Source organism: Colwellia sp. BRX8-4 (assembly GCF_014077345.1).
GTDB lineage: Bacteria > Pseudomonadota > Gammaproteobacteria > Enterobacterales > Alteromonadaceae > Colwellia_A.
The window spans coordinates 156,582-183,523 of record NZ_JACGVS010000001.1 but is presented as its reverse complement, the minus strand read 5'-3'; the positions used below and the strand labels follow the sequence as shown (position 1 = coordinate 183,523).

30 protein-coding genes and 1 pseudogene are annotated in these 26,942 nt (G+C 36.3%); 16 read left to right on the top strand and 15 right to left on the bottom strand.

The features are described from left to right. Nucleotides 1–39: 39 nt before the first annotated feature. The 5 genes from H4J56_RS00800 (at nt 40) to H4J56_RS00780 (ending at nt 5,432) form a co-directional block, all read left to right on the top strand. Entirely contained in the window at nt 40–981 is a 942-nt protein-coding gene (locus tag H4J56_RS00800) for a tetratricopeptide repeat protein (protein WP_182214507.1), read from the top strand. A gap of 194 nt (nt 982–1,175) precedes the next feature. After that, nucleotides 1,176–2,324: an S-(hydroxymethyl)glutathione dehydrogenase/class III alcohol dehydrogenase gene (locus H4J56_RS00795; RefSeq protein ID WP_220465219.1), complete on the top strand. Its 1,149-nt coding sequence runs from the start codon at nt 1,176–1,178 to the stop codon at nt 2,322–2,324. Nucleotides 2,325–2,345: 21 nt separating this feature from the next. Next, complete coding sequence (gene fghA, locus H4J56_RS00790; protein WP_182258719.1) at nt 2,346–3,191, top strand: S-formylglutathione hydrolase; 846 nt, start codon at nt 2,346–2,348, stop codon at nt 3,189–3,191. Next, nucleotides 3,191–3,763 (top strand): HutD family protein, encoded by a 573-nt coding sequence (locus tag H4J56_RS00785; RefSeq protein ID WP_182214504.1) that lies wholly within the window; start codon nt 3,191–3,193, stop codon nt 3,761–3,763. Before fghA ends, H4J56_RS00785 begins: the two co-directional genes overlap by 1 nt. A gap of 127 nt (nt 3,764–3,890) precedes the next feature. Next, complete coding sequence (locus H4J56_RS00780) at nt 3,891–5,432, top strand: S10 family peptidase (protein ID WP_182258718.1); 1,542 nt, start codon at nt 3,891–3,893, stop codon at nt 5,430–5,432. A gap of 63 nt (nt 5,433–5,495) precedes the next feature. Here H4J56_RS00780 and H4J56_RS00775 read toward each other — a convergent pair whose 3' ends face one another. The 4 genes from H4J56_RS00775 to H4J56_RS00760 are packed head-to-tail and all read right to left on the bottom strand — an operon-like array spanning nt 5,496 to nt 7,674. Continuing rightward, nucleotides 5,496–6,083 (bottom strand): DUF4252 domain-containing protein, encoded by a 588-nt coding sequence (locus tag H4J56_RS00775; protein ID WP_182214501.1) that lies wholly within the window; start codon nt 6,081–6,083, stop codon nt 5,496–5,498. A gap of 10 nt (nt 6,084–6,093) precedes the next feature. After that, entirely contained in the window at nt 6,094–6,636 is a 543-nt protein-coding gene (locus H4J56_RS00770) for a DUF4252 domain-containing protein (RefSeq protein WP_182175201.1), read from the bottom strand. Then, on the bottom strand, nt 6,633–7,184 hold the full coding sequence (locus tag H4J56_RS00765; RefSeq protein WP_182258717.1) for a hypothetical protein: 552 nt from the start codon (nt 7,182–7,184) through the stop codon (nt 6,633–6,635). The genes H4J56_RS00770 and H4J56_RS00765 overlap by 4 nt, the downstream gene beginning before the upstream one ends. Beyond that, nucleotides 7,177–7,674, bottom strand: coding sequence for an RNA polymerase sigma factor (locus tag H4J56_RS00760; RefSeq protein ID WP_182230351.1), 498 nt, complete (start codon nt 7,672–7,674; stop codon nt 7,177–7,179). The genes H4J56_RS00765 and H4J56_RS00760 overlap by 8 nt, the downstream gene beginning before the upstream one ends. 984 nt (nt 7,675–8,658) lie before the next feature. Between H4J56_RS00760 and H4J56_RS00755 the strand changes: the two genes are divergently transcribed. The 4 genes from H4J56_RS00755 to H4J56_RS00740 all read left to right on the top strand — a co-directional run bounded on the left by H4J56_RS00755 (nt 8,659) and on the right by H4J56_RS00740 (nt 10,413). After that, complete coding sequence (locus tag H4J56_RS00755) at nt 8,659–8,889, top strand: hypothetical protein (protein ID WP_182214494.1); 231 nt, start codon at nt 8,659–8,661, stop codon at nt 8,887–8,889. 160 nt (nt 8,890–9,049) lie between these two features. Further along, entirely contained in the window at nt 9,050–9,454 is a 405-nt protein-coding gene (locus tag H4J56_RS00750) for a helix-turn-helix domain-containing protein (RefSeq protein WP_310733507.1), read from the top strand. Then, on the top strand, nt 9,438–10,145 hold the full coding sequence (locus H4J56_RS00745) for an EAL domain-containing protein (protein WP_182214493.1): 708 nt from the start codon (nt 9,438–9,440) through the stop codon (nt 10,143–10,145). The genes H4J56_RS00750 and H4J56_RS00745 overlap by 17 nt, the downstream gene beginning before the upstream one ends. Next, nucleotides 10,138–10,413: a hypothetical protein gene (locus H4J56_RS00740; protein WP_182214491.1), complete on the top strand. Its 276-nt coding sequence runs from the start codon at nt 10,138–10,140 to the stop codon at nt 10,411–10,413. Before H4J56_RS00745 ends, H4J56_RS00740 begins: the two co-directional genes overlap by 8 nt. Nucleotides 10,414–10,436: 23 nt before the next feature. Here the strand turns inward: H4J56_RS00740 and H4J56_RS00735 are convergent, their stop codons facing one another. The 3 genes from H4J56_RS00735 to H4J56_RS00725 all read right to left on the bottom strand — a co-directional run bounded on the left by H4J56_RS00735 (nt 10,437) and on the right by H4J56_RS00725 (nt 12,620). After that, nucleotides 10,437–11,087 carry a hypothetical protein gene (locus H4J56_RS00735; protein ID WP_182214489.1) on the bottom strand — a complete coding sequence of 217 codons (651 nt, stop codon included), beginning with the start codon at nt 11,085–11,087 and terminating at the stop codon, nt 10,437–10,439. Between the two features lie 80 nt (nt 11,088–11,167). Further along, complete coding sequence (locus H4J56_RS19860) at nt 11,168–11,578, bottom strand: winged helix-turn-helix domain-containing protein (protein ID WP_182214488.1); 411 nt, start codon at nt 11,576–11,578, stop codon at nt 11,168–11,170. Then, complete coding sequence (locus tag H4J56_RS00725) at nt 11,571–12,620, bottom strand: HD domain-containing phosphohydrolase (protein WP_182244392.1); 1,050 nt, start codon at nt 12,618–12,620, stop codon at nt 11,571–11,573. The genes H4J56_RS19860 and H4J56_RS00725 overlap by 8 nt, the downstream gene beginning before the upstream one ends. 273 nt (nt 12,621–12,893) lie before the next feature. Between H4J56_RS00725 and H4J56_RS00720 the strand changes: the two genes are divergently transcribed. Further along, nucleotides 12,894–13,868, top strand: a complete 975-nt coding sequence (locus H4J56_RS00720; RefSeq protein ID WP_182258716.1) for a transposase — start codon at nt 12,894–12,896, stop codon at nt 13,866–13,868. A gap of 271 nt (nt 13,869–14,139) precedes the next feature. On the opposite strand, the gene H4J56_RS00715 is transcribed toward H4J56_RS00720, so the two are convergent. Beyond that, nucleotides 14,140–15,048 (bottom strand): LysR family transcriptional regulator, encoded by a 909-nt coding sequence (locus H4J56_RS00715; protein WP_182258715.1) that lies wholly within the window; start codon nt 15,046–15,048, stop codon nt 14,140–14,142. Nucleotides 15,049–15,163: 115 nt separating this feature from the next. Between H4J56_RS00715 and H4J56_RS00710 the strand changes: the two genes are divergently transcribed. Further along, a complete protein-coding gene (locus H4J56_RS00710) occupies nt 15,164–15,805 on the top strand; it encodes a LysE family translocator (protein WP_182251103.1) in 642 nt (213 codons plus the stop codon). 307 nt (nt 15,806–16,112) lie between these two features. Beyond that, a complete protein-coding gene (locus tag H4J56_RS00705; RefSeq protein ID WP_182251102.1) occupies nt 16,113–18,365 on the top strand; it encodes a hypothetical protein in 2,253 nt (750 codons plus the stop codon). Nucleotides 18,366–18,758: 393 nt separating this feature from the next. Here the strand turns inward: H4J56_RS00705 and H4J56_RS19955 are convergent. From H4J56_RS19955 to H4J56_RS00685, 5 genes and pseudogenes are all read right to left on the bottom strand, one after another. Continuing rightward, nucleotides 18,759–18,851 (bottom strand): annotated as a pseudogene (locus H4J56_RS19955) (MYG1 family protein); the annotation flags it as partial. A 240-nt stretch (nt 18,852–19,091) separates the two neighbouring features. Next, nucleotides 19,092–19,976 (bottom strand): MYG1 family protein, encoded by an 885-nt coding sequence (locus tag H4J56_RS00700; RefSeq protein ID WP_182214480.1) that lies wholly within the window; start codon nt 19,974–19,976, stop codon nt 19,092–19,094. A 266-nt stretch (nt 19,977–20,242) separates the two neighbouring features. Beyond that, nucleotides 20,243–20,440, bottom strand: a complete 198-nt coding sequence (locus H4J56_RS00695) for a CPXCG motif-containing cysteine-rich protein (RefSeq protein WP_070375466.1) — start codon at nt 20,438–20,440, stop codon at nt 20,243–20,245. Nucleotides 20,441–20,582: 142 nt separating this feature from the next. Beyond that, entirely contained in the window at nt 20,583–20,954 is a 372-nt protein-coding gene (locus H4J56_RS00690) for a VOC family protein (protein WP_070375467.1), read from the bottom strand. A 170-nt stretch (nt 20,955–21,124) separates the two neighbouring features. Next, nucleotides 21,125–21,883, bottom strand: coding sequence for an ABC transporter substrate-binding protein (locus H4J56_RS00685; protein ID WP_182214478.1), 759 nt, complete (start codon nt 21,881–21,883; stop codon nt 21,125–21,127). A gap of 338 nt (nt 21,884–22,221) precedes the next feature. Here H4J56_RS00685 and H4J56_RS00680 point away from each other — a divergent pair, with 338 nt between their 5' ends. After that, complete coding sequence (locus tag H4J56_RS00680) at nt 22,222–22,485, top strand: hypothetical protein (RefSeq protein WP_070375469.1); 264 nt, start codon at nt 22,222–22,224, stop codon at nt 22,483–22,485. A 254-nt stretch (nt 22,486–22,739) separates the two neighbouring features. On the opposite strand, the gene H4J56_RS00675 is transcribed toward H4J56_RS00680, so the two are convergent. Beyond that, nucleotides 22,740–22,928 carry a DUF2892 domain-containing protein gene (locus H4J56_RS00675; RefSeq protein ID WP_070375470.1) on the bottom strand — a complete coding sequence of 63 codons (189 nt, stop codon included), beginning with the start codon at nt 22,926–22,928 and terminating at the stop codon, nt 22,740–22,742. Nucleotides 22,929–23,006: 78 nt separating this feature from the next. On the opposite strand from H4J56_RS00675, the gene H4J56_RS19565 reads away from it, so the two are divergent. From H4J56_RS19565 to H4J56_RS00665, 3 genes are read left to right on the top strand one after another with little or no spacing between them, the layout of a single operon-like run. After that, nucleotides 23,007–23,195: a S9 family peptidase gene (locus H4J56_RS19565; RefSeq protein WP_259368041.1), complete on the top strand. Its 189-nt coding sequence runs from the start codon at nt 23,007–23,009 to the stop codon at nt 23,193–23,195. A gap of 44 nt (nt 23,196–23,239) precedes the next feature. Beyond that, on the top strand, nt 23,240–23,446 hold the full coding sequence (locus H4J56_RS19560; protein WP_259368040.1) for a S9 family peptidase: 207 nt from the start codon (nt 23,240–23,242) through the stop codon (nt 23,444–23,446). 40 nt (nt 23,447–23,486) lie between these two features. Further along, the gene (locus tag H4J56_RS00665; RefSeq protein ID WP_182251100.1) at nt 23,487–24,290 is read left to right on the top strand and encodes a formyl transferase; all 804 of its coding nucleotides are present in this window, start codon (nt 23,487–23,489) and stop codon (nt 24,288–24,290) included. 110 nt (nt 24,291–24,400) lie between these two features. Here the strand turns inward: H4J56_RS00665 and H4J56_RS00660 are convergent, their stop codons facing one another. Further along, nucleotides 24,401–26,776: a S8 family serine peptidase gene (locus H4J56_RS00660; RefSeq protein WP_182251099.1), complete on the bottom strand. Its 2,376-nt coding sequence runs from the start codon at nt 26,774–26,776 to the stop codon at nt 24,401–24,403. Between the last annotated feature and the right edge of the window lie 166 nt (nt 26,777–26,942).

The window sequence follows — 26,942 nt, the reverse complement described above, 5'->3', positions numbered from 1 at the left end:
GCACTTGGCAATTAATAACATCAGTGGCAATATTTAACGATGAATAAACATTTTTTTATCTCTTCAAAACTTTATTTACTTGGACTTATAGCACTATTATTGTGGGTTTTTTGCTTACCGGTTGCAAAAAGTTATGCAATGAAAAGTGAGAGCACAGCAAAGCTATGTCAGCGCTCGCCATCATCATGCCTAGAAAAAGTTAATATTGAATTAACCCAAGTACAGCCGAAAAGCCGCATCTGGTTTAGCTTAATGCAATTCAAATTATCCTCGCTATTTATTTTGCAACACAGTGATGAGCTTTACCAAGAAACAAAGCGTTGGATAAACGATGAAGACCTACCGATCCCTTTTCAAGTCACTCTTTACATGTATTATGCTAAGTGTTTACTTAGTCATGGCGACTTAGTAGAAGGGAAGCGTTATATTTATAAAGCAAAAGCACAATTAGCAATAATGAATGAAGTTTATCCATCTCCAATTAAACTTATTGAAATTGCTAACTTACAAATGTTTATTGGTGAGTTACCTGAAGCCTATGAGTCACTTAATGCTTTAAAAGAAAAATATAAAAACAGTCATAATCCGCAGTTTATGATGGATCTTTTTGGTCATTTAGGGCATGTCGCTAGGCAACTTGAATTGTATGATGAAGCGCTTGCCCACTGGTATGCAACCGTTCCTTGGAGTTATAAATATGGTAATGAACAACAAATAGCGACAGTACATTTTAATTTAGCGCAAGCACAACAACACGCTGAACAATTCTCATTGGCTGAAAAAAGTTATTTAGCCGCAATTAAGCATGCTGACATTGCTTTAGATGTTGTGAAAGCCTCTCATGCAAAATTGTACTTAGCCGAAATAAAGTTGCTGGGCGGTGATAAAGAACAAGCCGAGGAGTTATTACTGGCCATTAACGAAGAACTCTTAGCGCCAAACCTGCTATTAAAGCTTAATGACCTTAAGGGTGAATTATAAAACCTTTAAGAGGGAGTCGATAACAAAGCATACTGCAAAAAGGTTTGATAAATCCTTATGGTGAATATCTCGCCATCATAGTAAAGCCCAATTTATTAATCGGGTTAACATAATTTTATCCATTTCAATAGGCTGTTATTCCTGATATTTATCCACTATCATTGTCTTTAAAGAATGTAATCAGGTCAATTCATATGTCAGCAGTTACGCAAAAACTAAACACCATCAAATCTAAAGCTGCAATTGCTTGGGGGCCAAATAAACCCTTAACAATTGAAGAAATTGATGTAGAACTTCCCAAAAAAGGCGAGGTTCTCGTTAAAATCATCGCTTCAGGCGTTTGTCATACCGATGCTTTCACGCTTTCAGGCGAAGACCCTGAAGGAATATTTCCAGTCATTTTAGGGCATGAAGGTGGCGGAATTGTTGAACAAATAGGTGAGGGTGTCACCAGTGTTGCGGTTGGCGATCATGTAATTCCTTTATACACACCTGAATGTGGTGAGTGTAAATTCTGTAAATCGGGTAAAACCAACCTGTGCCAAAAAATTCGTGAAACCCAAGGTAAAGGCTTAATGCCTGATGGCACCTCGAGATTTTCATTAAACGGCAAAGCTATATTTCATTATATGGGCTGTTCTACTTTCTCTGAATATACTGTTTTACCTGAAATATCTTTAGCGAAAGTTAACCCTAAAGCACCGCTTGAAGAAGTGTGTTTATTGGGTTGCGGGGTAACTACCGGCATGGGCGCAGTCATGAATACGGCGAAAGTTGAAGTAGGCGATACCGTGGCTATTTTTGGTTTAGGTGGTATTGGTTTGTCGGCTATTATTGGCGCTGCTATGGCGAAAGCAAGCCGTATTATTGCGATTGATATCAACGAAAGTAAATTTGAGTTAGCCAAAAAGCTGGGTGCAACAGACTGTATTAATCCAAAAGATTACGATAAACCTATTCAAGACGTTATTGTTGAATTAACCGATGGCGGTGTTGACTACTCTTTTGAATGTATCGGTAATGTTAATGTGATGCGTTCGGCCTTAGAGTGTTGTCATAAAGGCTGGGGTGAGTCTATTATTATTGGTGTTGCTGGCGCAGGGCAAGAGATTTCAACCCGCCCATTTCAACTGGTTACCGGTCGAGTATGGCGCGGTACTGCCTTTGGTGGGGTGAAAGGTCGCAGTGAGTTACCTGAGTATGTTGAACGCTATCTTGCTGGTGAATTTGCTTTAAACGACTTTATTACCCATACCATGTCGTTAGAAAAAATTAATGAGGCCTTTGAATTAATGCACGAAGGTAAGAGTATTCGTAGTGTTATTCATTTTAACCATTCGTAAGTACCTAAAAGGTTGAAGATCATGTTAGAAAAAATTAGCAGTAATAAAATGTTTGGTGGCGTTCAAGAGCATTTTCAACATCTTGCTGAAAGTCTAAAATGTCCGATGCGTTTCGCTATTTATTTACCTGAGGGTGCCAGCAAGCATTCACCAGTGCCGGTTTTATATTGGCTTTCAGGACTGACCTGTACCGATGAAAACTTTGTACAGAAATCAGGAGGACAGCGCATGGCATCGGCACTCGGTATAGCCATTGTTTGTCCAGATACCAGCCCGCGTGGAGCCGGTGTTGCCGATGATGAAAACCAGTCTTACGATCTAGGGTTAGGTGCGGGTTTCTATATAAATGCCACCGAGAAGCCTTGGTCTATTCATTATAAAATGTATGATTATATTGTTAATGAATTGCCAGCGTTAATTGCAGAAAACTTTCCTGTATCGAGTAAAAAATCAATCAGTGGTCATTCAATGGGTGGGCATGGCGCGTTAACGATAGCGCTAAAAAATCCTGATAAATATTGTTCGGTATCTGCCTTTAGCCCCATCGCTAATCCAATTAATAGCCCTTGGGGACAAAAAGCGTTTAGCGCTTATTTAGGTGATGATAAAGCTTTATGGCAGCAACATGATGCAAGCGTGTTGATGAAAGCAAGTACACAGCATATACCGGCATTGGTTGATCAAGGTTTAGCCGATGACTTTTTGCAAGAGCAACTTCAGCCAGAATCATTGATTTCAGCGGCGCTGAGTAATAACTACCCACTAATACTTAACCAACATCAGGGATATGATCACAGTTACTTTTTCATCGCCAGTTTTATTGAAAGTCACTTATGTTTCCATGCGAAACATTTGGGGCAATCTTAATGTTTACAGTTATTTCACCTGAACATTTTAAGACTATCCCATGGAAAAATGGCCAAGGTGAAACTATTGAATTGGCGATTAATGACGGCGGTACTTTAGCTGACTTTATTTGGCGCTTGAGTATGGCGAATGTAGTTGAAGATGGGGTCTTTTCTGATTTTTCAGGTTATCAGCGTAATCTCATTCTCATTGCCGGTAAGGGCATTAATTTACAACACGATAACCGTAAAACTGATCAGTTGAATAATATCCTCGATGTCGCCAATTTTGATGGGGGTTGTCGAACCGTTGGACATTTACCTGCAGGCGAAATTACCGATTTTAATATTATTACCGATAAAGAAAAGTGCTCGGCCGTTGTGGAAACCTTGCTAGCTCAACAAACAGTTGAACTTAAAGCTGCAGACTTATGCTTTGTTTACAGTTTGTCGGGGGCATTCCAGTTAACGTCATACCAAAATCACCAAATAATAAAGGCAGGGCATTTATTGAAATTGAATACCCTTAAAGCAGGGGAGATGACGATTACAGGACAAAAGCTGATCGTGGTTTACTTAACGCAAAATACCTAGGCAAAATTTAGTGACAGCAGGTGTTTATCGCTGAAAATAGTCATTTAAACTTTTATTTCAGCGATAATGTTTTTTCTGTTTTAGAGTATGGAGATATTAATAAAAATTCAATGCACAGGACGTTAAAATGAAAGCACACCATTTAGTCAAAGTATTCGCCTTGTTGCTGATATTCTCACCGTTTACTAATGCTGAGAATACTGCTGACAATAGCCGCAAGTTACCTATCGACGAAAGCTCAACCACAAAACATAGTACTAAGGTTAATGGTAAAAAATTCGACTACACTGCCACTACAGGTACTCAACCCGTATGGGACAGTGAGGGTAACCCAACCGCCAGTTTGTTTTATACTTATTACCAACGCAGTGATGTTAAGAATAAAAGTGCACGACCTTTATTAATTTCTTTTAACGGCGGCCCAGGTTCAGCATCTGTTTGGATGCATGTTGCCTACACCGGCCCACGTGTTTTAAATGTTGATGACGAAGGATATCCATTGCAGCCTTACGGAGTTAAGACCAATGACTATTCAATTTTAGATGTTGCCGATATTGTTTTTGTTAACCCAGTTAATACGGGTTATTCACGAGTTCTACCCGACAAAGAGGGCAAGATGCCTTCGAAAGAACAACAAAAATCGATGTTTTTTGGTGTCAATGCCGACATCAAATATCTAGCAGATTGGGTAAATACTTTTGTGACCCGGAATGAGCGCTGGCGTTCACCAAAATATTTAATCGGTGAAAGTTATGGTACTACCCGTGTTTCAGGTTTAGCTTTAGAACTACAATCACGTCAGTGGATGTATTTAAATGGTGTGATTCTCGTGTCGCCAACCGATATTGGTATTAAGCGTGACGGACCAGTAAAGGCCGCAAATCGCCTACCTTATTTTGCAGCTGCTGCCTGGTATCACCAAGCACTAAAGAGCGATTTACAGCAAAAAGACTTATTGGATATTTTGCCTGAAGTTGAAAAGTTTACTATTGAGCAATACATACCTGCACTCGCTAAAGGTGGCTTTATTAGCCCAGCAGAAAAACAGGCGATAGCTGAAAAAGTTTCTTATTATTCAGGACTTTCGGTCACTGAAGTATTACGCAGTAATTTAGATATTAGCGCTTCCTATTTTTGGAAAGAACTATTACGTGACCGTGAGCAAACAATTGGTCGTTTAGATTCACGTTACTTAGGTATTGACGAGAAAACAACCGGTTCACGTCCTGACTACAATGCTGAATTAACGTCATGGTTGCACAGTTTCACGCCCGCCATTAATTACTATTTACGCGAAGAGTTAAACTATAAAACAGACATTAAATATAATATGTTCGGTGATGTACATCCGTGGGATCGCACTAACAATAATACCGGTAAAAACTTACGTTTAGCGATGGCACAAAACCCTTATTTAAATGTCATGTTCCAAGCAGGTTACTACGATGGTGCGACTAACTATTTTGATGCTAAGTACACTATGTGGCAGTTAGATCAAAGTGGTAAAATGCAAGACCGTTTGTCTTTTAAAGGCTACCGCAGTGGTCATATGATGTACCTTCGCTATGAAGATTTAAAAGCGGCGAATGATGATATTCGTCAATTTATTAAAGCGTCTTTACCTGATAATAAACAAGCCGCTAAATACAAAGCTGCTTCGCCACGATAAATTATCTTAGCACTTAAAAGTAAGCCGATTAAGTTATCATTTATAACTTAATCGGCTAATATGTTATTCCTCTTCATCTACTTCTTTAAATCTTTTTGCCACATCATTTTTCTTATAAACCTGCTCCATAATAGGTTCAAAAGAGTTAGGATGGATATTACCAATAATATTGACAAATACCGCCTCATTATCTGAAAGTGACAGTACAACTAAACCATCAATTACTTCACCGTTTGACTTGATGAACATCAGTGAGTAATCAGTTGATTCATCATCATTCATTCTTACTACATGTTGCCAACCATCGGCACGTAAATTAGCTTGAGTTTCAATGAAATTATCTTTAAACAACTCACTGTTTTTTTCAACGTTATAAACACTTATACGAACACCATCTACGTCATCCAATAAAGCATCAATTTCAGGGTCTTCATCGGCATCAATAACCCAACGTGCTGTGCCAATGGCTAATGGACCTAAAGACAAGTTTATTTCGCTGTCAGCTTGCCACCAATAAGGTGATTCAATATCGGCATAGCCAGCATGACTGTGAAGTCCCCCAGCGGTAATGCCGCACCCGGTTAAGAAAAAGCTTGCTGCAATTGCTAATAGCAAGGTCACTTTCTTTAAAAAATAGTGAGATAGTTTCATGGTTTACTCGTTATTTTAAGTCAATATCAATGTTAAGTGATTTGGTTACTTTATTAATTTGTGCCGGGTCTATTTCACCAACAATGTTAATGAATACCGCTTCTCGGCCGTCCTTATCACTTTTATTGTTAATAACCATAACCACTAAACCATCCATAAGGTCATCAGTGATTTTGGTGAATACTCGTACCTTTTCATCTTCTTCATTGACCGATACAATAGGTAACCAGTTTTTAGATTGAATATCTTTGCTGACTTTTGCGATTAAATCTATTGCCGGTTGATCGCTACCTTTCATATTATAGATTTGTACACGAACAGCTTTTAATTTGCTGATTAACTCTGATGCTTCTGGATCAGACAGATTAATTTTGCTAATAAAACCTAACATGGTTTTATTTAAATTAACCATCACTTTAGGTTCACCATAAACTGAGTTAAGACTGGCAAAGTCTACATAACCTCGCTCTTTTGTAATGTCGTCGGCAAAAGCTGAACTGCTCATTAATAATGATGAACTAAATAAAATAAGTGCTGATAATAATTTTTTCATGATGTTTCCTTAAAATGATTAAGTGGTTTAAATAAACCTTGGTTCAATGGTTGTTGTATATTTTCGTCAAATGTTTGCTTTATTTGCTCTGTTGATATTTTTTTAGCGAATGATATATATTGCAAAGCGATTGCTAACTCTTGCTCAGCATGTTGTATCTCTGCCAGTGATGGCTGTTTATTTATAGGATCACTTAGTATATTGGTGTTGAGTAAAGCAACAGCGGTAACGGTTGCGGCTAGCGCACTAAGTTTTTTCCAGCTAGGCGTAAAGTAGCCAAAAATCACATGACTGCTTTTTTCAGTTTTGCTAATGCCCTGTAACTTGTTTTTCAAATCGGCTGATAAAGGCTGCAAACCTATGTCATTTAAATGTTGTTCAATATGTAACGCTGTTTCCAACTCAGCAATTTGTTGGTTACTAAGTTGTTCATTAGTTAATTCACTGCTCTCGGACAATACTCTTGCTAGCACGCGGGTGTCAGCTGAAAGGTCATTGTTCGCTAAAAAATCATCTAATGGTTTCTGCCATGATTCTTTATTATTCATGGGTATACCCCTTTAAATTATTTCGCAATTCACGTCGTGCACGATGTAAATAGACTTTTACTTGGCTGGTGGTTAAGTTAAGTGATTTCGCCGCAATACTTTGGCTGTTTTGTTGTACATCACATAACATAATCAACGAACTATAGGGTTCTTTTAAACAAGCAATCGCCTCACTTAACCAACGACTTAATTGTTGGTGCTGTAAATTCCCTGCCGGTTCTTCATGTTTTTGTGTCACTTGATGCTCTTCTTCAACTTGGCTGAATTCCTTACGCTTACGCAATTTATCAATACAAGCATTACGGGTTACCGTAGATAGCCAAGCCGATACTTTTTCAATATCTACTTGTTGGATGTTATTCCATAAACGCGTAAAAACATCTTGTGTAATATCTTCCGCTTCATGTTTATCACGTAAAATATACAAAGCTAACGAATAGATTCGTTGCTGATGTTGTTCGAGTATTTTATTAAATTTATTTCCTTTCATAGTTATAATTACGCACTACTTTGCGAAAGGTTACAAATTAAGTATCTTATTTTTAATTTATTATTAAAAAGAGTCGCCAAAGTGATTGGTATGATAAGTAGATTCAATATAACTAATAGGGTAGGGTTTCTTGAAATAAAACGGTTAATCAATGTGTTATCGTTAAAAAATTAATCTGCGGATAAAGTGATATTAAGTTAAAAAATTTTTATGAATAAGCTTAATTGAGTCGATTAAAGACAATTTTTAGTGATCGCGATTATAATTTCGACAGGTGATTTTTTATTTTTTATTGAATTTTAGACATAAAAAAACCGATGAAAACAAGTTCATCGGCTGGATAGCTTTGGGGAAGCTAAAATATAAAATTATTACAACAGGTGCTCACTAAAAGAGAACAAAAGCATTATAGAGTAACAACTCTATAAGTGTAAAGTAAAAAGTGAAGTAATTACTCAGTTTTTTGTTTTTTTCGGTTTTTGTTGCTTTAGTGGTTAATCATCACCACCGAATTTAGAATACAATTTCATGGTGCTATCGGTCACGAAGATGTGCTGAGTGATTATTGCGAGCATCAGCAATTAAAGCGACGACATAATTTAAGCCATTGCAATAAACTCTTTGCTTGAAGACATTAAAAACAGGTGTAAATTATTAACCCATGATTTTGGAGGAATAACCTTGCCAAAAAATTGTTATTTTGGGATCAAATTGACTACATCTTTCTTTAATACATGAATATATTGTCAAAATATCTCTTATAGCTGAGGACTCCATAAATGTTGAAGTATATGTGTCATATGTTTAGCTTTTTACCGTGAGTGTCTGATTAATTGCTGCAATTAATCAGCAAGAAATAATATGTAGTCCAATAGTAATCTCCCTATTCATCCCAAACGAGTTTAAATAATTATTAAATTTATAATAATTTAAACTAAAAATTATTATGTAAGAATAACCCATTAATTACATAGGTGGGTGCATATGAATCAAGCTTTCAACAATAGCAAAGAAGAAAATTTATTTTTTCTTAATTTTGCCAAAGAGCTAATTGATGAATCAATTTTGTTCATTGAACGTAATGATCTTTCTCCGCTGTGTATTCATATTGAATATTTACGAGTTCTATGTAACGACTTTGATTCTCGATTTGGAAAGTTACTTTCTGAAGACAAAATATGTGACGGTAATGAATCACTATTCCACAAATTCTGAAACGTAGCTAGCTCATCGTAGAACAAATTATACATTATTACTGGGGGCAGTAATACAGTCGGCTAATACTCAAAATCATAAAAGAGTTAACCTTCTGAGTTCAAGGATGAACTACTTTAATTTAATCCAGTAATAGATGTAAAAAAGGGAGAAAAACAACATGGATATAACAAATAACATCATATCAGAACCTTGTGAAATGTATTGTAGTAAATGTCCTTTAAGCTTCATTCGCAACGTGAAGTATGACGTATCAATTTCTACTACTGATCAATCAATTAATATCGAGAAACAAAATATAAAGTTTTCCAGCAGATCTTTTAGAGTGTTGTGTGCATTATTAAGGCAAAAAGAAAAAACATTGAGTTTCCATTATTTACAGCAATATGGCTGGCCAGATTCTAATGTTGTTAGAAATAACTTAACTGTTGCTATATCTGAAATAAGAACTCTCTTGAGGCATACGAATCTACGAATTGAAAATGTTAGAGGCCATGGTTACGTATTAACTACTGCAGATAGTGAGTCAATCTATAATGGGATCCAGTATGCATATATTAGATGAGTTTACTATTAATACACATGTATGGGGGGAAGTTAACATTGCCCCGAGGTTAGAGGCGATCATGACGACTATTGATGATTGCGAAAACGCTGAGCTGCTTTGTACTATAACACGTATAAATAGCGTCATACCACCCGCTATATTTTTTAAATGCTTAACCGAATACGAGCATGTTAAATTATTTAGGCTAATTCTAAGTAATATTGCAAAAGAGCCTAAAAATAGAAAATACCGAATTAGTCTTAATACTCCTATAGAAGTCATTCGAAATTTTAGCGAATTTTTCCCATTATTTAATAGTTTTGAGTATCAGAAATATGCCCTAGAAATATTAGAAAATGATGTCAATAAATTTGATTATTTTGAATTGGGGGTATTAGAAATAATAAATGATTTTCCAAATGTTAATCTATGGCTAGATGACTTTGGCACTAGTCAATCAAATTTCGACATCGTCAACTCAAATAAAATCACTTTTAGTGTTATTAAAGTATCCAAAGAACTTTTTTGGTCTCTATTACCTGAGGACCTATTATTTCTTGACAGTTTATTACGTTATTTAGCAAAACACCATAACGTTATCGTTGAAGGAATAGAGTCAAATAAGCATGTGGAGTTAGTTTCAAAAATTCCAAATGTACTGATGCAAGGGTATTATTTCTCACAAGCTAAGAAGACTATAAATGTATAGGGTAACTAAAGATAAAATCATCAAAGAATTTGAATTATTAACCCAATATATGAATGATGATGAATTATTGAAAATAAACCTTCACTTGCTGAAATTAGACGAATGTGCTGATGATGTTACAAAATTAGAACCAAGTTATCAGAGTTTATGTTTATTTTTAATGGAACTCGTTGTTCAAAAAAATAAAATATCAAAAATAAAAAATTCCAATGGAATAAACTTGATAACGGATGAAGAAAAATATTTTTTAAGTTCTTTATATGATTAGAGAATATAATGAAAGGTACATATTTACTTTAAATTATTGGTCTCCAAATAAGTATTATCTGTACCAGCCAATAAGTTGTTTTCATTAGTTTTTCCATCACCATAAATAATAAGTTGTTTAAAAAAACATGGGATTATTGACGAAATACAAGAACTATAAGCAACATTGGCTAATCCTTGGTAAAACTCAATATCGTTGATCAACAAGCAATCAAAATAATCTAATTCGTCTTTTTTAAGAGACAATATATTAAACCCAGTTAACCAAAGCTCTGTATTATATTCATTAGCCAATTTTTGTAATTGGCCTCTTTGAGTAGCAGTAAGTAAAGCTAGACAATTTGCAGTTATATTGATCACTAAATTAATACCGCTAGAGCTTTTAATTATTTGTACAAGTTTTTCGAAGCTGCAAAGCATTTTAGGCACTTTAATGTATAATGGAAAGGTGGTGTCTAGTATTAATTCAACTTGTTTGAAGATTTTTTCTAATGTGAGAATTACTTGAAAAATGTTTAAGCTATCTATGTATAAATCTAAAGAGATTTGCTCTGCTATATTGGTAATATAAAAAACTTCACAATATAAACAAACCTTATTGTTTTGTGTAGAGATACCGAATTTCTTTATAATAAAATCAGCATTCTTAATGGTAAATTCGAGTGTGTCTTCCATTTGATAAGTGTTTAATAAACATAAAAAAATATTTAAGCCTATTAAACATCATCCTTGATAAAAAAAAATTATTATAAAATTTATAATTTTAATCCGTAGCCCTCTTTACGATAGTTTTCAATTTTTATTAAAGAGCTGCTAAATGATATACGTAAATCATAAATTGCAACATTTAGGTTGTTTCCAACAACATCTGATTCAGGCCAAACATACTCACTGAGGAACTCTCTTGATAATATAGTTCCTGAATAACGTGTTAGCGCACACATTAATCGAAAGCCATGCTGGGTCAACTTATGTTGTTGGCCATTAACGTCAAATATTCTTCTATCTTGAGTTTCATTGATCCCTTGAACCGATAGCTTCTCATAAGGAAATAATGGACAATATTTACATCGATTATTGCAGGTATTTATAGATGTATTTTTTGTGAGAAAGTATTTACTTTGTTTTTCGATATCAGTTAAATCAATGAAAGTTAAACTACTCACAATACACCCCCACTATTAAATCAGTTGTGATAATAAAACTTCTTTCTTTCAAGGTGTTTGTGACTTCATATCGATTGTGTGAAAGCTTCTTTATAATTTTGACATATGACCCTTGTAAGGTTTTCACTCTTGTATCTATGGGAAATACGCCCATAAATTCAATCAATTTTCCAACTAATCTAGGATCTAACATCGTACCAGATACCTTAGTTAGCTCTGTAAGCGCAGAGTAAGTATCTAGTGCTTTTTTATAGTGCCGATTCCTCGTAAGGGCCTCGTATGTACAAACGACGGTTAACATTCGAGAATACAAGTTTATATTTCTCTTTGATAGGCCGCATGGGTAACCGTTACCATTATAATATTCATGATGCGAAGCAATAACATCACAAATAAAGTCAGGGAAATCTTCAGATTTTCGTATTAACGCGACACCTATATCTGTATGTGTATGTAAATGAAGTATTTCATTTTCAGATAATTTTTCCGCTTTATTAAAATGTATGGGTAAATTAATCATCCCGATGTCGTGTAACAAGGCTGCACAACCAAGCTCTAATAATTTATCTTTTTTGATGCCTATATATTTACATAAAGTAATATAAAGTATTAAAACCCGCACTGACTTTTGAGCTATTGTTGGCGCGTTACTCCGTATAGTATTTAAATATAAATAGGTGTTTTTATCAGCTAGCACTTGTATAACTAAATGATTAACCATTAATTGAATTTTATAAGAATTTATATATGCGTTTTTACTGATATTATTAAAAACTAAGTTGAGTAATTTGAATGAATGTTCGATTTTTTTGTGAGCAACTCTCTCATTTTCAATACTAAATGAATAATTCTCAATACGTTTGTGCGCATAGTTAACATTGGAATCAATATACACAAAATCACATAAATTACGTAATTTAGTTAATTGTTTTTCAGATTTTATAACAAAATTGTGCAGAATATAGGGGGTTTCTAACCAAGTACGGTCGAGTTTCACAACCTTCATCCCAATCTTGACGAGGTGTGTTTGTATTTTTTTCATAGTATCTTTTTTAATATCCATATTGACATTAATGTCAATAATAGTGAGTGAAATTCACCCAGTTTTTATTTAAAATTAGATACCATCCCATTGGTAATACGCCCATCCATTTGGCGAAAAAAATAATATATAAAAGATTGCTTTTAGTCAAATCTTTTTTATCTATTTTCTATTTTCATTTGAAAAAAATTAACAAGACACTCATCCTAAATTGAACAAGTTTTCCCTTTGTACTACGCTAAAGTAATCAAGCTACTTTATCTTAGGTGAGTTATGGCCACGCCAAGGAAGCAACAAATCAGTTTAGTAGACACACCTTATTACCATTGTGTGGCGCGTTGTGTTCGACGCGCTTTCTTATGTGGTGAAGATACCTTTTCAGGTCAAAGTTTTGAGCACCGGCGAGGTTGGGTGGAAGACAAACTGCATTTTCTAACGCAAGTCTTTGCGATTGAGGTTTGTGCCTATGCGGTGATGAGTAATCACTATCATGTGGTGTTATTTATTGATGAAGAAAAAGCGAAGCAGTGGACAATGACTGACGTACTTGTGCGTTGGCACCGCATACACAAAGGCACGTTACTGACCAAACAGTATTGCAACGGTGACCGCTTAGCTCAACCCTTACTTGATGAGGTTAATGCAACCGGAGAGGTCTATCGAAAGCGCCTGATGAAAATCAGTTGGTTTATGGGGTATATCAATGAAAGTATTGCAAGAGCGGCTAACCAAGAAGATAACTGCACCGGTAGATTTTGGGAAGGACGCTTTAAATCCCAAGCGTTATTAGATGAAGCAGCGTTAGCGTCTTGTATGGCCTATGTTGATTTAAACCCTATTCGAGCCAATATCGCAAAGACACCAGAGAGCTCAGCCCACACGAGCATAAAGCGTCGTTGTAAAGAGGCAAAAAAGGGCCAGCAGCCCAAGACCCTGCTTCCCTTTATTGGTAACCCCAGGAAAAATATGCCAAAGGGCCTACCTTTTGAACTCGCCGACTATCTTCAATTAATTACGTTAACTGGCCGCTGTATTAGCGGAGATAAACGGGGTTTCATCGAACAAAAACAACCAGAGATACTCAAGCGATTGAATATCTCTGCGGACAACTGGTTAATCATCACCACCGAATTTAGAACACAATTTCATGGTGCTATCGGCCACGAAGGTGTGCTGAGTGATTACTGCGAGCATCAGCAATTAAAGCGACGACATAACTTAAGCCATTGCAATAAACTCTTTGCTTGAAGACATTAAAAACAGGTGTGAATTATGGAACCATGATTTTGGAGAAATAGCCTTGCCAAAAAATTGTTATTTTGGGAGCAAATTGACAACATCTTCCTTTAACACACGAATATATTGTCAAATATCTCTTATAGCTGAGGACTCCATAAATGTTGAAGTTTATTTGTCATCTATTTAGCTTTTTAACATGAGTGTCATATTAATTACTTTTTGATCTTTAAAGTGAGTGTCTTTAAATTAATGGTTTAATGCCTCACGAGTGGGGCTGTATTTATTGTAACTTTTGCTTCATAAAATCGATAAAAATTCGGTTCTTATTGGGTAAATATTTACTTTGTACATACTGCAAACAAATATCACCTTGGTAATTACCTTGTAACCGCCAATCTTCCAAAAGTGGAATTAGCTTGCCACTGCTAATGCCCTGTTGCGCGATATAATCAGGCAGAGAGCCGATACCAAAGCCTTGTTCAATAGCGTCTCGACGCATTTCACTGTGGTTAAGTAAATATGAACCAGTGACTTGTACGCTTGTTTGTTGATTTTTTTGACTAAATCGCCACCGGCTATCTGACATATTTTCACCTAAGCAAAGGCAGGGTAAATCTTTTAAATCGTCAGGGTGTGTTGGCAGCGGATGGTTAGCTAGAAAATCAGGACTGGCACATAACACTTGCTCACTGCGACCAATTTTAACGTTGACCAAAGCTTCAATCGGGTTGTCATTGATATGAATTAAGAAATCAACACCGTCATGAATAGGATCTAAAATCCGGTCAGTTACTTTTAAATGCAATTGAATATCAGGGTAGCACTTTAAAAACTCGACAAAGAGTGGCCGCAATACTCGATTGGCAAGTGATTTTGGTGCCGCCACCCTCAACAATCCACTAACTGTCGATGTTGTCGAGCTACTGGCATTAACGGCTTGCTCTGCTGACTCTATCATTTGTTTACAATAATTAAAGGTTAATGTGCCTGACTCTGTTAACGCTAGTTGCCGTGTAGTGCGTTGTAATAGTTTTATGCCTAAAGCATCTTCTAATCGGCTAATTTGGCGACTTACCGCTGAGGGTGTTACCCCAAGTTTTATAGCCGCTTTACTAAAGTTGCCCTGCTCAACGACAGTTACCAAAATAGCCATATCAGACAATAAGGGGATTAGTTTATTTGTGTCCATCAAGCACAAGTCCTTTTACAAATAGGTGTATTGTTTTAAATTTCTCATAGATTAACATAGCTGCACAGTAACAAGTGAGTTGCTATGAGACTATTTTAAATGATGAGAGAGAAATATGGAGTTGTTAATAAGTACTTACATGACAGAAATTATTGCGGTAAGCACCATCGCTATTTTTATGGCTATGTTGCCTGGTGCTGATTTTGTCATGGTGACTCGCACGAGTATCTATAATGGCCGTTTATCGGGGTTATATATGAGTCTAGGTATGTGTTTATCAGTTTGTATACATGCTAGCTATTCGATTGCAGGATTAGCGGTTGTGATTGCAAACTCTGCCTGGTTATTTGCGACAATCAAATATTTAGGAGCGGCTTACCTTATTTATGTTGCCTGGCAGTTATTAACAACACGTGATCTGTTAAATAATGATCACAACAATCAAACCGCAGCAATGTCGCCTTTTAACGCGATGCGTCGAGGCTTTACCTGCAACATCTTAAATCCGAAAACATCTATCTTCTTCTTAAGTATTTTTACGCAAGTTGTTTCTGTAGATACTCCGCTAATAATGCAAGTAAGTTATGGGATAATTATTATGTTGGCTCATTTTATTTGGTACAGCGGTGTGGCGTTATTGCTATCACACCCTAATATAATGCCTCGTTTCAATCGTCACAAACAAAAAATAGATAAAGTCGCAGGATTCATATTGATGATAATTGCTATAAAGCTCATTTTAATGAACGCTGTTTAAGTAAAGATTGATCAGGCGTTTATTTAGGTCTGCCAACTTATATCAGCCTTCCAGTGATTCGCCCTTAGCCCTCACTTTACGTTTGAATGATTTAGCTAAGGCTATTACACCCTCGATAATGGCTTTGGCAATGGAGAATGTGCATGCAATGTATTTGATAACCATTTACACTTTGCAGGCGTTCTTTTTGTGTAATATTTTATATTAAGCAAATTGGCTTATTAAACCTCTCAAGTTTGATTTAAGTCATTAATAGCATTACATTGATTATACATGGCTAAAAAATAAACATATTTATGGATTAAATGTGGCTGAATCTTTGATATCAGAACTGAAAAGGCGAAATGTTTTCAAGGTTGGGATTGCCTACCTTGTTCTTGCTTGGGTTGTTGTTCAAATCACGTCAATTGCTGTTCCGGCATTACACTTGCCTAATTGGATAAATACTGCGGTATTTTTTTTTGGTCTTATTGGTTTTCCTTTTGCCCTTTTTTTTGCTTGGGCGTTTGAAATAACTCCCGACGGTATCAAGCTTGAATCCGCCATATCGTCTGGAGATTCTACTGCTGCTCTTACAGGTCGTAAATTAGATTTTATCATTATTGGCCTTATGGCAATTGCCTTGATTTACTTTATTTATGAGAGTCGTTTTCAATCACCAACAGCTTTAGTCTTGCCAACAGAACAAGCTGAAGTTATTGCCCAAGTTTCCATCAAAGTTAATGCAAATAATCCATTAATATCAGAGCCAAAGGGTACCTCGATTGCTGTACTTCCTTTTGTAAATATGTCTTCTGATAAAGAACAAGAATACTTTTCAGATGGTATTTCAGAAGAAATATTAAATGTATTAGCAAAAATACCGAAACTACAAGTAACCTCTCGTTCATCGGCGTTTGCCTATAAAGATACTAAGATTAATATTTCGGAAGTTGCTAAAATTTTGGGTGTAAAAAACGTACTCGAAGGCAGCGTGAGAAAGTCGGGTGTAAGAGTGCGTATAACCGCTCAGCTCATCAATGCTGAAACAGATAAACACTTGTGGTCTGAGTCATATGATCGCGAGCTTGATGACATCTTTCAAGTACAAGATGAAATATCAGCAGAAATTGTCGATGCACTGAAGGAAACCTTAGGCATATCATTAGTTAAGACAGTATCTTCTGCGCAAACGATTAACCCTAAAGCTTATGATTTATATCTGCAAGGTCTAAGGGGACTTCATACCTATACCTTTGAAAGTTTAGATAATGCCGCTGCTGCTCTTGAGTTAGCAACAGACATTGCTCCCGAATTTTTGATGGCGCGCATTAAGCTGGCAGAAACATATGCTCGTCAAATTATTACGGGTAGTCGCTTTGATTGGCTAATACTTGATAAGGCAGAAGCGCTAATTAAAGAAGTACTTAGCATTAATCCAAACTCTGCTGAAGCTTATTTTGTTCGGTCATTAATTATAAAAACAGATCGTAAGTTACGTAATCAGTATGCAAAAGAAGCTTATCGGCTAAATCCTAATAATGTTGATATCATCATAAGGCATGCACAATCAAATGGTGCTGAAATGGGAGAAGATAACGCTAGGGCTTTATTTGAAAGGGCTCAAAAAGTTGACCCTCTTAATGCTGATTTACCGTATTTTTTTGCAGTATATTTAGTACAAACATTACAAAAATATTCAGAAGCGGAACAAACGCTTAAACAAGCTATTAAGGTTAACCCGAAGAATACTTTTTATCCTTTTTATTTAGGACAAATATATGCACAGCATATGGGGCAAATTGTTGATGCTATTAAGCTCGCTGAAAATGGTGCAAGGTTAGACCCTAACGACCCATATTTTCCTCAAGCACTTTCGATCTACTATTTATCTTTGGGATCTGGTCTTAAGTCTCTTGAATATGCAGAAAAGGCAATGTCGATTAATGCCAATAACGCTGAAATTATCAATCAAAAAGTGAACAGTCTTATTTATCTTGGGCAAACCGCTAAAGCGTTAATACTCATTAACGATACCATAGCCGATGTTAATACGGTATATCCCAGTACACAACTCAAAGAGCGCTTTATTACTGGTGCCATATACTTATTACTCAAGCAGCAAAAATTTGCCGATGCAGAGGCATTGATTAATCTTCATATCCCGGGGATAAATGAATGGGTTAATCAACCACCCCCCGCAACATTGAATGCTATAGAAAATGTAAATGGCATTTTGCTACTTGCCCGTGTTTATAAAGCACAAGGTCAGTTAGCCAAAGTTGAAAAGCTTATTGAGGGAGTAAAGGGACGAGATGAGTCTTTTTATCTTACAGGTCAAGCACGCTTGTTGGGTATTGAATACATGAACCTTGCTATCAGTAGCTCACTCGAAAATAACGATGAGCAGACCATTAAGTACCTCGAAGCTGCCATTGATAATGGTTATTTATATAATTGGCGTGCTAACTTATTACAATCACCTTATTTTATCGATCTAGCGCAACAGCCAAGGTTTACGGCATTAATAGGACGATTAGAAACTGAAATGCTAAAACAAATAGCGGTACTTAAGCAATAGTTAAGATTTTGATAAAACGATATTTATACTCTTGTCTGTATAGCGTGCAGTATTTCTATAGTTAAATCAGAAGTTTTTGTGGCAGAACGTTTGGTTTATGGCTGATATCACTAAGGCGAAATCAGCCATATAATCGCAATGTGATTGGTACAGTGCGAATAATGCGATTTTTTTATTCTTCTTGCAATGCAATAGCAGCCATTTTCATAGTACTTTCAAAGACTTTGCTTCTGCTATAAACAGGCTATTTAAGCTACAAAACATTTGGTTTTTCTGTGTTTTTTATGTTTCTTGCAATGCAATAGCAGCCATTTTCATAGTACTTTCAAAAGTCTCTGCTCCGGCTATGAACAGGCTATTTAAGCTACAAAACATTCGGTTCTTCTGTGTTTTTTATTCTTCTTGCAATGCAATAGCAGCCATTTTCATAGTACTTTCAAAAGTTTCTGCTCCGGCTATAAACAGGCTATTTAAGCTACAAAACATTTGGTTTTTCTATTGTTGTTATTCTTCTTGCAATGCAATAGCAGCCATTTTCATAGTACTTTCAAAAGTCTCTGCTCTGGCTATGAAAAGGCTATTTAAGCTACAAAACATTCGGTTCTTCTGTTGTTTTTATTCTTCTTGCAATGCAATAGCGGCCATTTTCATAGTACTTTCAAAAGTCTCTGCTCTGGCTATAAACAGGCTATTTAAGCTACAAAACATTTGGTTTTTCTATTGTTATTATTCTTCCTGCAATGCAATAGCGGCCATTTTCATAGTACTTTCAAAAGTTTCTGCTCCGGCTATGAAAAGGCCATTATGACAGAACATTGCATCGTCAATACCGGTTACGGCTTTTAGCGCATCATCAGATAAGCCAGCCCATGCTTGAGGTAGTGATTTTCTATCTTCGAATGAACCCGGTTCAACAGGCACTGTTTGAATTCTCCAAGGACCAGAACCAGAAGGATAAACCATATATAAAGCTTGTGCAGACAGAGCATGAACGGTTCTTTTCCATGGCGTATATTTATCTAAAACAATCACTCTTGGATCTTCTGCATTCTCAATCGCTTTAGCGACAATTTCTTTTGCACTAATTCCGCCATTTGCAGAGGCAATAAATCGTGTCAAAATACGTGTCGCAAACTCAACCGCCTCATCAAAACAGCTATCAAAGTGACTATCTTCTTGCCAAGTAGGGTTGAACATTGAAATCGTTTGGCTAAGGCTAATACCTTGGTTTATACCTTTAGAAGCGCCTTCGGTATAGCCACAATCAATAGCGTCAATTGTTGAAACTAGCCCTGCATCAACAGCGTTAGCTACGTCTTGGTTACCCTGACATATTTCTAAGCCATATTTCTGCCAAACCAAGCCAAATGAAGAATAAGGAATTCCATTTTCGCGCTCACCGGCACCACCACGCTGATGGTGATCGAATCGACCTGCATCTGCGTTATATTCACCACCTACATCAATAACAAGATCTGCTTTACCGATAACCTCTAAATTGCGTGTGCGTATGAGGTTAAAGTTAGGAAAAATGTGTTTAAGAGCAGCGATACTAAACACGTCATCTGCATGAAAATTACCGTTGTGAGTTGCTATAGTTATATCATTCATTTTTTATATCATTTTAGAAAGGAATAAGAAGATGTTGCTAGTTAACTTCACTATTTTGACTGGCCGATTTGGGACAACGTCAAGGTGTAGAAATTATAAGGCAGATTCTATACGAAGACAGCTCACAAAAATAGTGGGCTTTTAATAACACTAGTTTTCAATAGCGGTGCAAAAATCAATAAAGAACAATAATATCCTTGTTAATAATGTTGATTGAATCTGCGTTTAGCTAAGGGGAATGATAGGGGGTATTTTCTAAATTGGGCTTAAAACGCATCATCTTCGCTGTAAACATTAACATCAAGATCACCGTCCATGCTTTCTGAAACTAAAAAAATTATTGGTTTACAGCAAACTTGGCAATCTTCAATATACTGCTGGTCTACGTCGGCTGAATCAATGAGTACTTTAATTGTTTCGCCACAATAAGGACATCCTATGCGCTTTTTAGTCAATTGATTCAATTGATTCAATTGTTACGGTTTCCTATAATTGTCAGTAATATAATCATTCATTATCGAGAGTTATTTTAAATGATAGGTGGGAAAGGTGTAATGATAAAGCCATATTCAAGCATAACTCAACGCTATGCCTGAATACTGGTAATTAACCAAAATGATTAAAAACGATTTTGTTACCATCTAAATCACGAAAGTAAGCACCATAAAATACGTCAGGTATACGCTGCCCTGGTTCTCCATCACAAGTCGCACCTAGGGCAATGGCTTTATGATACATTTCATCGCACTGCTCTTTTGAGCCCGGCGCAATAGCAAGCATATTGCCGTTACCACAGTTTTGAGGCGCTTCATTATAAGGTACACAAATAGCGAGCATGGGCTCTTTCATACTTTTACCAATAAATATAATGCGTTCCATTTTTATTAACGTTTTAGCGCCTATAGGTGCCAAGAGTTCATTATAAAAGGCTTCTGATTTTTCTAAATCGGTTACACCGATGGTGGCATAGCTAAGCATATCTATTCCTTTTTAATTATGATTAAGGTGATTCATTTTAAGTAGAATGTTAACTACAACAGGTTAACCAAATCATGTCAATAACGCTTGTTTATTCAGATATTATGGGATGGATTTATAACTCGTACAATATGATGAATATTAACTATTTTAATAACGTGGCTAACTATTTATTGGTATTTAGCAATAATTTTCTCAATACTTTTATTATCAATCATTTGTTGTAATGCTTTATTTAATCTTGGTAAAAGTTCAAGTTTTGTTGGGTGTACACGCATCATAACTTCTACCGAGCTCACCACGTCTCCAACGACAATATCACTTAAAGTTGGAAGATGTCTTTTCATATATTGTATTGAGGATTTACTGATAAAAATTTGGTCAACGCGTTCAGCCAACAATTGCTTAATGAGCAAACTTTCTGATTTATTTAATACCTTGTTGATGTCATTATTGGTAAAGGATGCCTCAAACCTAGGATAAGTAAAGCCTCTAACTATGCCTACTTTGTGTCCAAATAAATCTCTTGGTCCTTTTACTTCAAATTCATCACCAGAGCGAAAAACAATCACTTCTTCAACACGTTCATAGGCAATGGAATACAAACCTATTTCTTTTGAATTACTGCGCCAAATAGGGTTGATTCCGGGTTCAATATCAACACGGCCAAGGTCAAATTCAAGCATAGCTCTAGCGGCTGGCATTTTAACCATTATAAAAGTATCGCCGGTAATTTCTCCTATTTGGTGAAACATGTCGGCAAATATGCCTGATATTGTAGCCTTGCCTTGTTGATCTATTGTAGAGATATTGTGTGGAGGATTGGCAGGATCGTAAGAAATCACCTTATAGGTATCAGCGATGAGTGGCCATGATGTGATAAGAAGGATATTAATAAAGCATAACTTTATTTTACAACGTAGAGTCATTTTACTTTCTTTTCAATCGGTGATCTTACAATAAACATAGCAGAATATAGGTAGTTAAGGGAATAAATCTCATGGTGAAATTATAAATATTTAATGGGTTTTAATCCTGCTAAGTTTGTGGTGCTATGGCAGACAGCTTAATCGTTATAAGGTGAACTGATTGAACTGTATCGCCAAAGTGATACTGCGAAATAATAGTAATCTTCGCTAAAGCTTAGCTAATATAGCCATATTTTCAAGTTGTCGTTTTTTAAGTGATTGAAATAATGATAAAATATATAAGGAATAAACTTTGCAAGATAGCATTTTTATTTAATGAATAATGAGACAACCTAACCATGAATATAAACCTTTGGGTATTTTTAAGTATCGCTGTGATTTTTTTAGTGAGTTTTTTAATTATTTTGGTATTAAGTACCAATAAAAAGAAAATAAAAGAATTAGAAGTAGAAGCGTTGAAATTAGAAAAAGCTAATTTAGAGACAGAAGTCGCGGCAGCGGTTAATAAAACACTGGGTGACCAATTAAGTCGAATAGAGGTATTGGAAGCTATCGTTACCGATAAAAACTACAACCTAAACGAAAAAATAACTCGATTATAAAGAGTAATCCTATTAATTTTTTCTAATACATTAATAGTATGAAATATTGATGTATTAGCGGTTAAGACAGACTACCAGCAGATAAAAATAGGCGATCAGCTAATCGCCATAGAAGGATGCAAAATTTCTGGCTGTCGGCACACTAAACTAAAGCATTAATGAATAAGTCCAAAGGGCAGTGATTACACTTTATACTCCTTAATACCGATGGTTCAGAATATTCGACGAGTTTGTTGCTAGAATAAGGTGTTTGGTTAATCTTTTAGGCCTATTTTTTTTAATAAGACCATCATTGGGCACCATTTAGTAAATGATGACTGTATTAAGTTGACCGCAATAAAAGCAGTAAACCATAACCAGTTTATTGATAATGTTACGGTTAAAATAAGTGAAATAAGTATCATTGTGCCTGCTATTAGTCTTAATGCATCGTTCTTAGTCATGGTAACTCCGTGATATTGGTATGGTTAAATTAGTATTACATCATATTATATTAGGTTTTATTAAATTAGCAAATACTAATGTATGTTGTTGGCGCAAGTTATGGTGGTTATGCGGCGGCCATGGCGGCGTTAAAAACACCTGACTTATTTTGGTACGCAGTCAGTTTTGCCGGAGTGAGCGACCTTCGAAATATTTTTTTTAAGAGTCGTTACTACACTAATAAGAAATTTGTAGAACACCAAATGGGTAAAGATGTTGACACTTAATCGCCCGTTCACCGTTTTATCAGGCAAAGCGAATTAATATACCTATGTTATTATTCCATGGTGCCAGCGATACCTTGGTTAATGTTCGTCAAAGCCAAAGATTTTACCAGAAGCTATTAGACTTAAATAAGCCAGTTGAATATATTGAATTGGCAGACGGCGACCACTATTTGTCTATTCAGCGTAATCGACACAAAGCTTTTACAGCCATTGCCGAATTTTTTAAACAACATTTAGTCAGCCTAAAGTGATGATGTATTCTTAATATAAAATAGGCAAAAGAGCTTAATTATGAAAATTTTATTTTTGGCTAATAAAGATTTAGCGAGTAATTTTGCACTGAATAAACTGCTACCAGAGGTCTGTAAACACCATGAGGTTCATCTATGGTTATCAGCAAAAGTAGGCAAAAGCAGTGTGATACCAACGCCATTAAAGACGCTAAAGTTTTTCGAGCAAGACTTGTTTAACCAACTGCTAAGTCCGCTAATTCCTAAGACTAAAAGTAATAACGATAGCTATAAAACTTTTGATGGCTTTAGCGTCTTTTTAAATTCAGCGATTCGAGACGTCAAGCAAATTAATTCGCCTGAGATGATTAATGATTTGAAAGAGTTGGCGCCCGAACTTATTGTTTCAATACGCTTTGGTGGCATCCTAAAAGAAAAGGTTATTAATATTCCTACCAAAGGCATTATTAATCTGCATTCTGGCATATTACCTAAGTATAAAGGCGTGATGGCGACGTTTTGGGCAATGAAAAATAACGACGATAAAATAGGTACGACACTGCACACCATTGACGATGGTTCGATAGATACAGGAAAAATAATCAAGACTTCTACCACACTAGTTAATAGAGAGAAATCTTATTTATGGCATGTGCTTGAGCTTTATAAGCAAGGTGCAACCGATATATTAGCGGCTATTGAAACACTTGAAAATGACGAGTTACTTTGTTCTCAGCCACAAGAAAAGAGTGCTAGCTATTTTACCTTTCCAAATAAAAGTGAATGTCTAGACTTTGAACAAAGTGGTTTTAAAATCACCGATGAGCAAGAGTACATTGAATTTATGCAACAATATTACTTGTAAGTATAAATTTTAGTTTGACTAATATGTTGTTGTAAATAAAAAGGGGGGAGCATTAATAATGCTCCCCCCTTTAGTCTTTACCATTAATATAATCGCTAATTTATGACGTTCTAAGGATTATAAACAACATCCAAGCTTACACCACTAGCAGCTGAATAGCCGTAAATACCGATATGCCAAGTGTCTGCTACAGGGCTGGTAAATGAACAGACTTCATTATTGCCACCTTTGTATGGGCGACAATCATAAGTTGATGATGTTGGCTGTGCGCCACGTCGAATATATAAATCAGCATCACCAGTACCACCACTCATCGTGAAGTCTAATGTTGCCATGCCGGCTGGTACGTTAATGGTGTAATAAGTCCATGCTTGACGAGCGACACTAATATCCGTTAAAGATGCACTGCCGCCGGTTGCTCCGCCACCTGTTGTAGGTTCAGTAAAGCTACCTGTTAAGTTAACACCAGAGAAAGCTGAGTAGGCAACAACTTTCACATAATAAGTGCCCGCTTGTGCCGTACTAATAGGACAACTTTCACTATTACCACCAGCATAAGGACGACAGTCATAGCTAGTACTTGTAGGTGCTGAACCAAATTTAACATATAAATCAGCATCACCTGTTCCACCAGCCATATTAAATGTTAGGTCTGTTGCACCCGCTGGAACTTCCATTGTAAAGCTAAGTTCAGTACTTGAAGCTAAACCAGTTTTGGTTGTGCCATTACTTAATACATCATCACCAGTTGGTGGCGGTGGTGGTGTTACGCTACCACCACAAGTTGCAGCTAATGCATCAGACGCTGCTTTTGCTTGTACTAAGCCAAAACCTGTCTTGTCATCGCGGCCAGCAACATCAAGATCAATAGCCGTTGATTTTAATGCACTTCGAACTTCGTCAGCGCTACAATCAATGTTATTACTCCAAACAATCGCTGCAACACCTGTAACATGAGGCGTAGCCATTGAAGTACCGTTGTAATAAGCATAGTTTTGCGAGCCGTTAACCGTTAACGTTGCCGCACTGCCTAACTGCGTCAATAATTGCTGACCCAACGCACGACTAACCGAAACACTGGGCACTGAAACAGCGTTAGTAGAATCAACTAAGAATGGATTTTGTAAACCAGGACGAGTACTGTCACTATAAACAATAACACCAGAGGCACCTGCATCAGCACAAGCTTTAGCTGGGTTTATTTCGGGGTAATTACTGCCTTTTTGGTTGTCATTACGTTCTGCTAAACAAATATTACCAGCAACATTACTACAGCTGTAGTTACTTCCTGAAAGTGTACAACTTGCTAAAACACCGTTTGCACTGCTATCTACATTGCTTACGATGAAGCTACCACCACTTTCAATGTAATGAGTTTGTGGCACAATATCATTAGCATAAGTTGTTGAACCTAAGTTAATAAAACCTAAGCGACCATCGCCAGCAACGGTTGATAAAACAGCTTCACCAGGCGCAGAAATTTCAACTTGTGGTGTGTATTGAGAAAACTCAGCATGTTGATTGTTGCTATCAAGTGCGCCAACAGCCATAACAGCGTCATAAGAAGCAGGGTAAGATAATGTGGTATTGCCATCATTACCTGAAGCGGCAACTAATAATACGCCAGAATCAGCAGCGGCTTGTAATGCGTTTTTCTCAGTAACACTTGAACCTGCACCACCTAAACTCATGTTAATAACTTTTGCGCCATTATTTACACAAGTATCAACTGCATCACTTAACTCGCCAACATAACCCCAACCCGCTTCATTAAATACTTTAACAATATGCAGATTTACATTGGTGTTTGGCATAATACCAACAACACCTTCACTGTTATTAACACCAGCAATAGTACCGGCTACGTGAGTACCGTGAGACCCCCCGTTTTGATACCAATTTCCAGTACCTGAGTTATTGGTACCTGAAGCATTGTTAGCATTTAAATCAGGATTTGCCTGTTCATAACCAGAATCAATAATACACACGGTCATATTTGCGCCGTCGTTATCAGTTAATTGGTCTGATTGTGTTTGTGCGATACCCCAAGGTTGATTTTGCGCCATTAAAAAGCGTTTGTAATCAGGCTCAATGAACTCAATTGATGAGTCCTTTTTCATGCGGTTGATCATGGTTTTCACATCTTTAATGTTCTTTTCTTTACCAAAAGAAATAATGTGATGACCATTTTTCAAAATCTTTTCGTGTTTTAACGATAAGCCTGCTTTTTTCGCTAATCCTGGAGGGATTGCTTTTCCGTTTTTCTTGTTTTTATATTTAACAATTAAACGATCAGTAAAATCCTGCTTTTCGAGCATTTGTTGTGCACGCCAATCAGCAAAACTTAATGTTGTTGATTGGGCAGATTCCATTCCGCTTTTATTTACTTTATTAATTTTAGCTTGGCTCGCATAACTTGCCGCGCTAGTTACGGTTAGAATAGATAAGGCTACTGCACTGAGTGCAAGGCGTTTGTTATTTCTCATCTGATATAAACTCCATCGTTTATTTTTACGTTTAATTTGAACGTTTGCCTAGGCTACCTTCAACGTATTTTATTATGTATTGCTTTAGTGGGTGAAAACCCATTGCAAAAATAATGGCTTGTTTGCGATATTTTAACTAGCAAACCACAGACTGTTTTTCATAGTA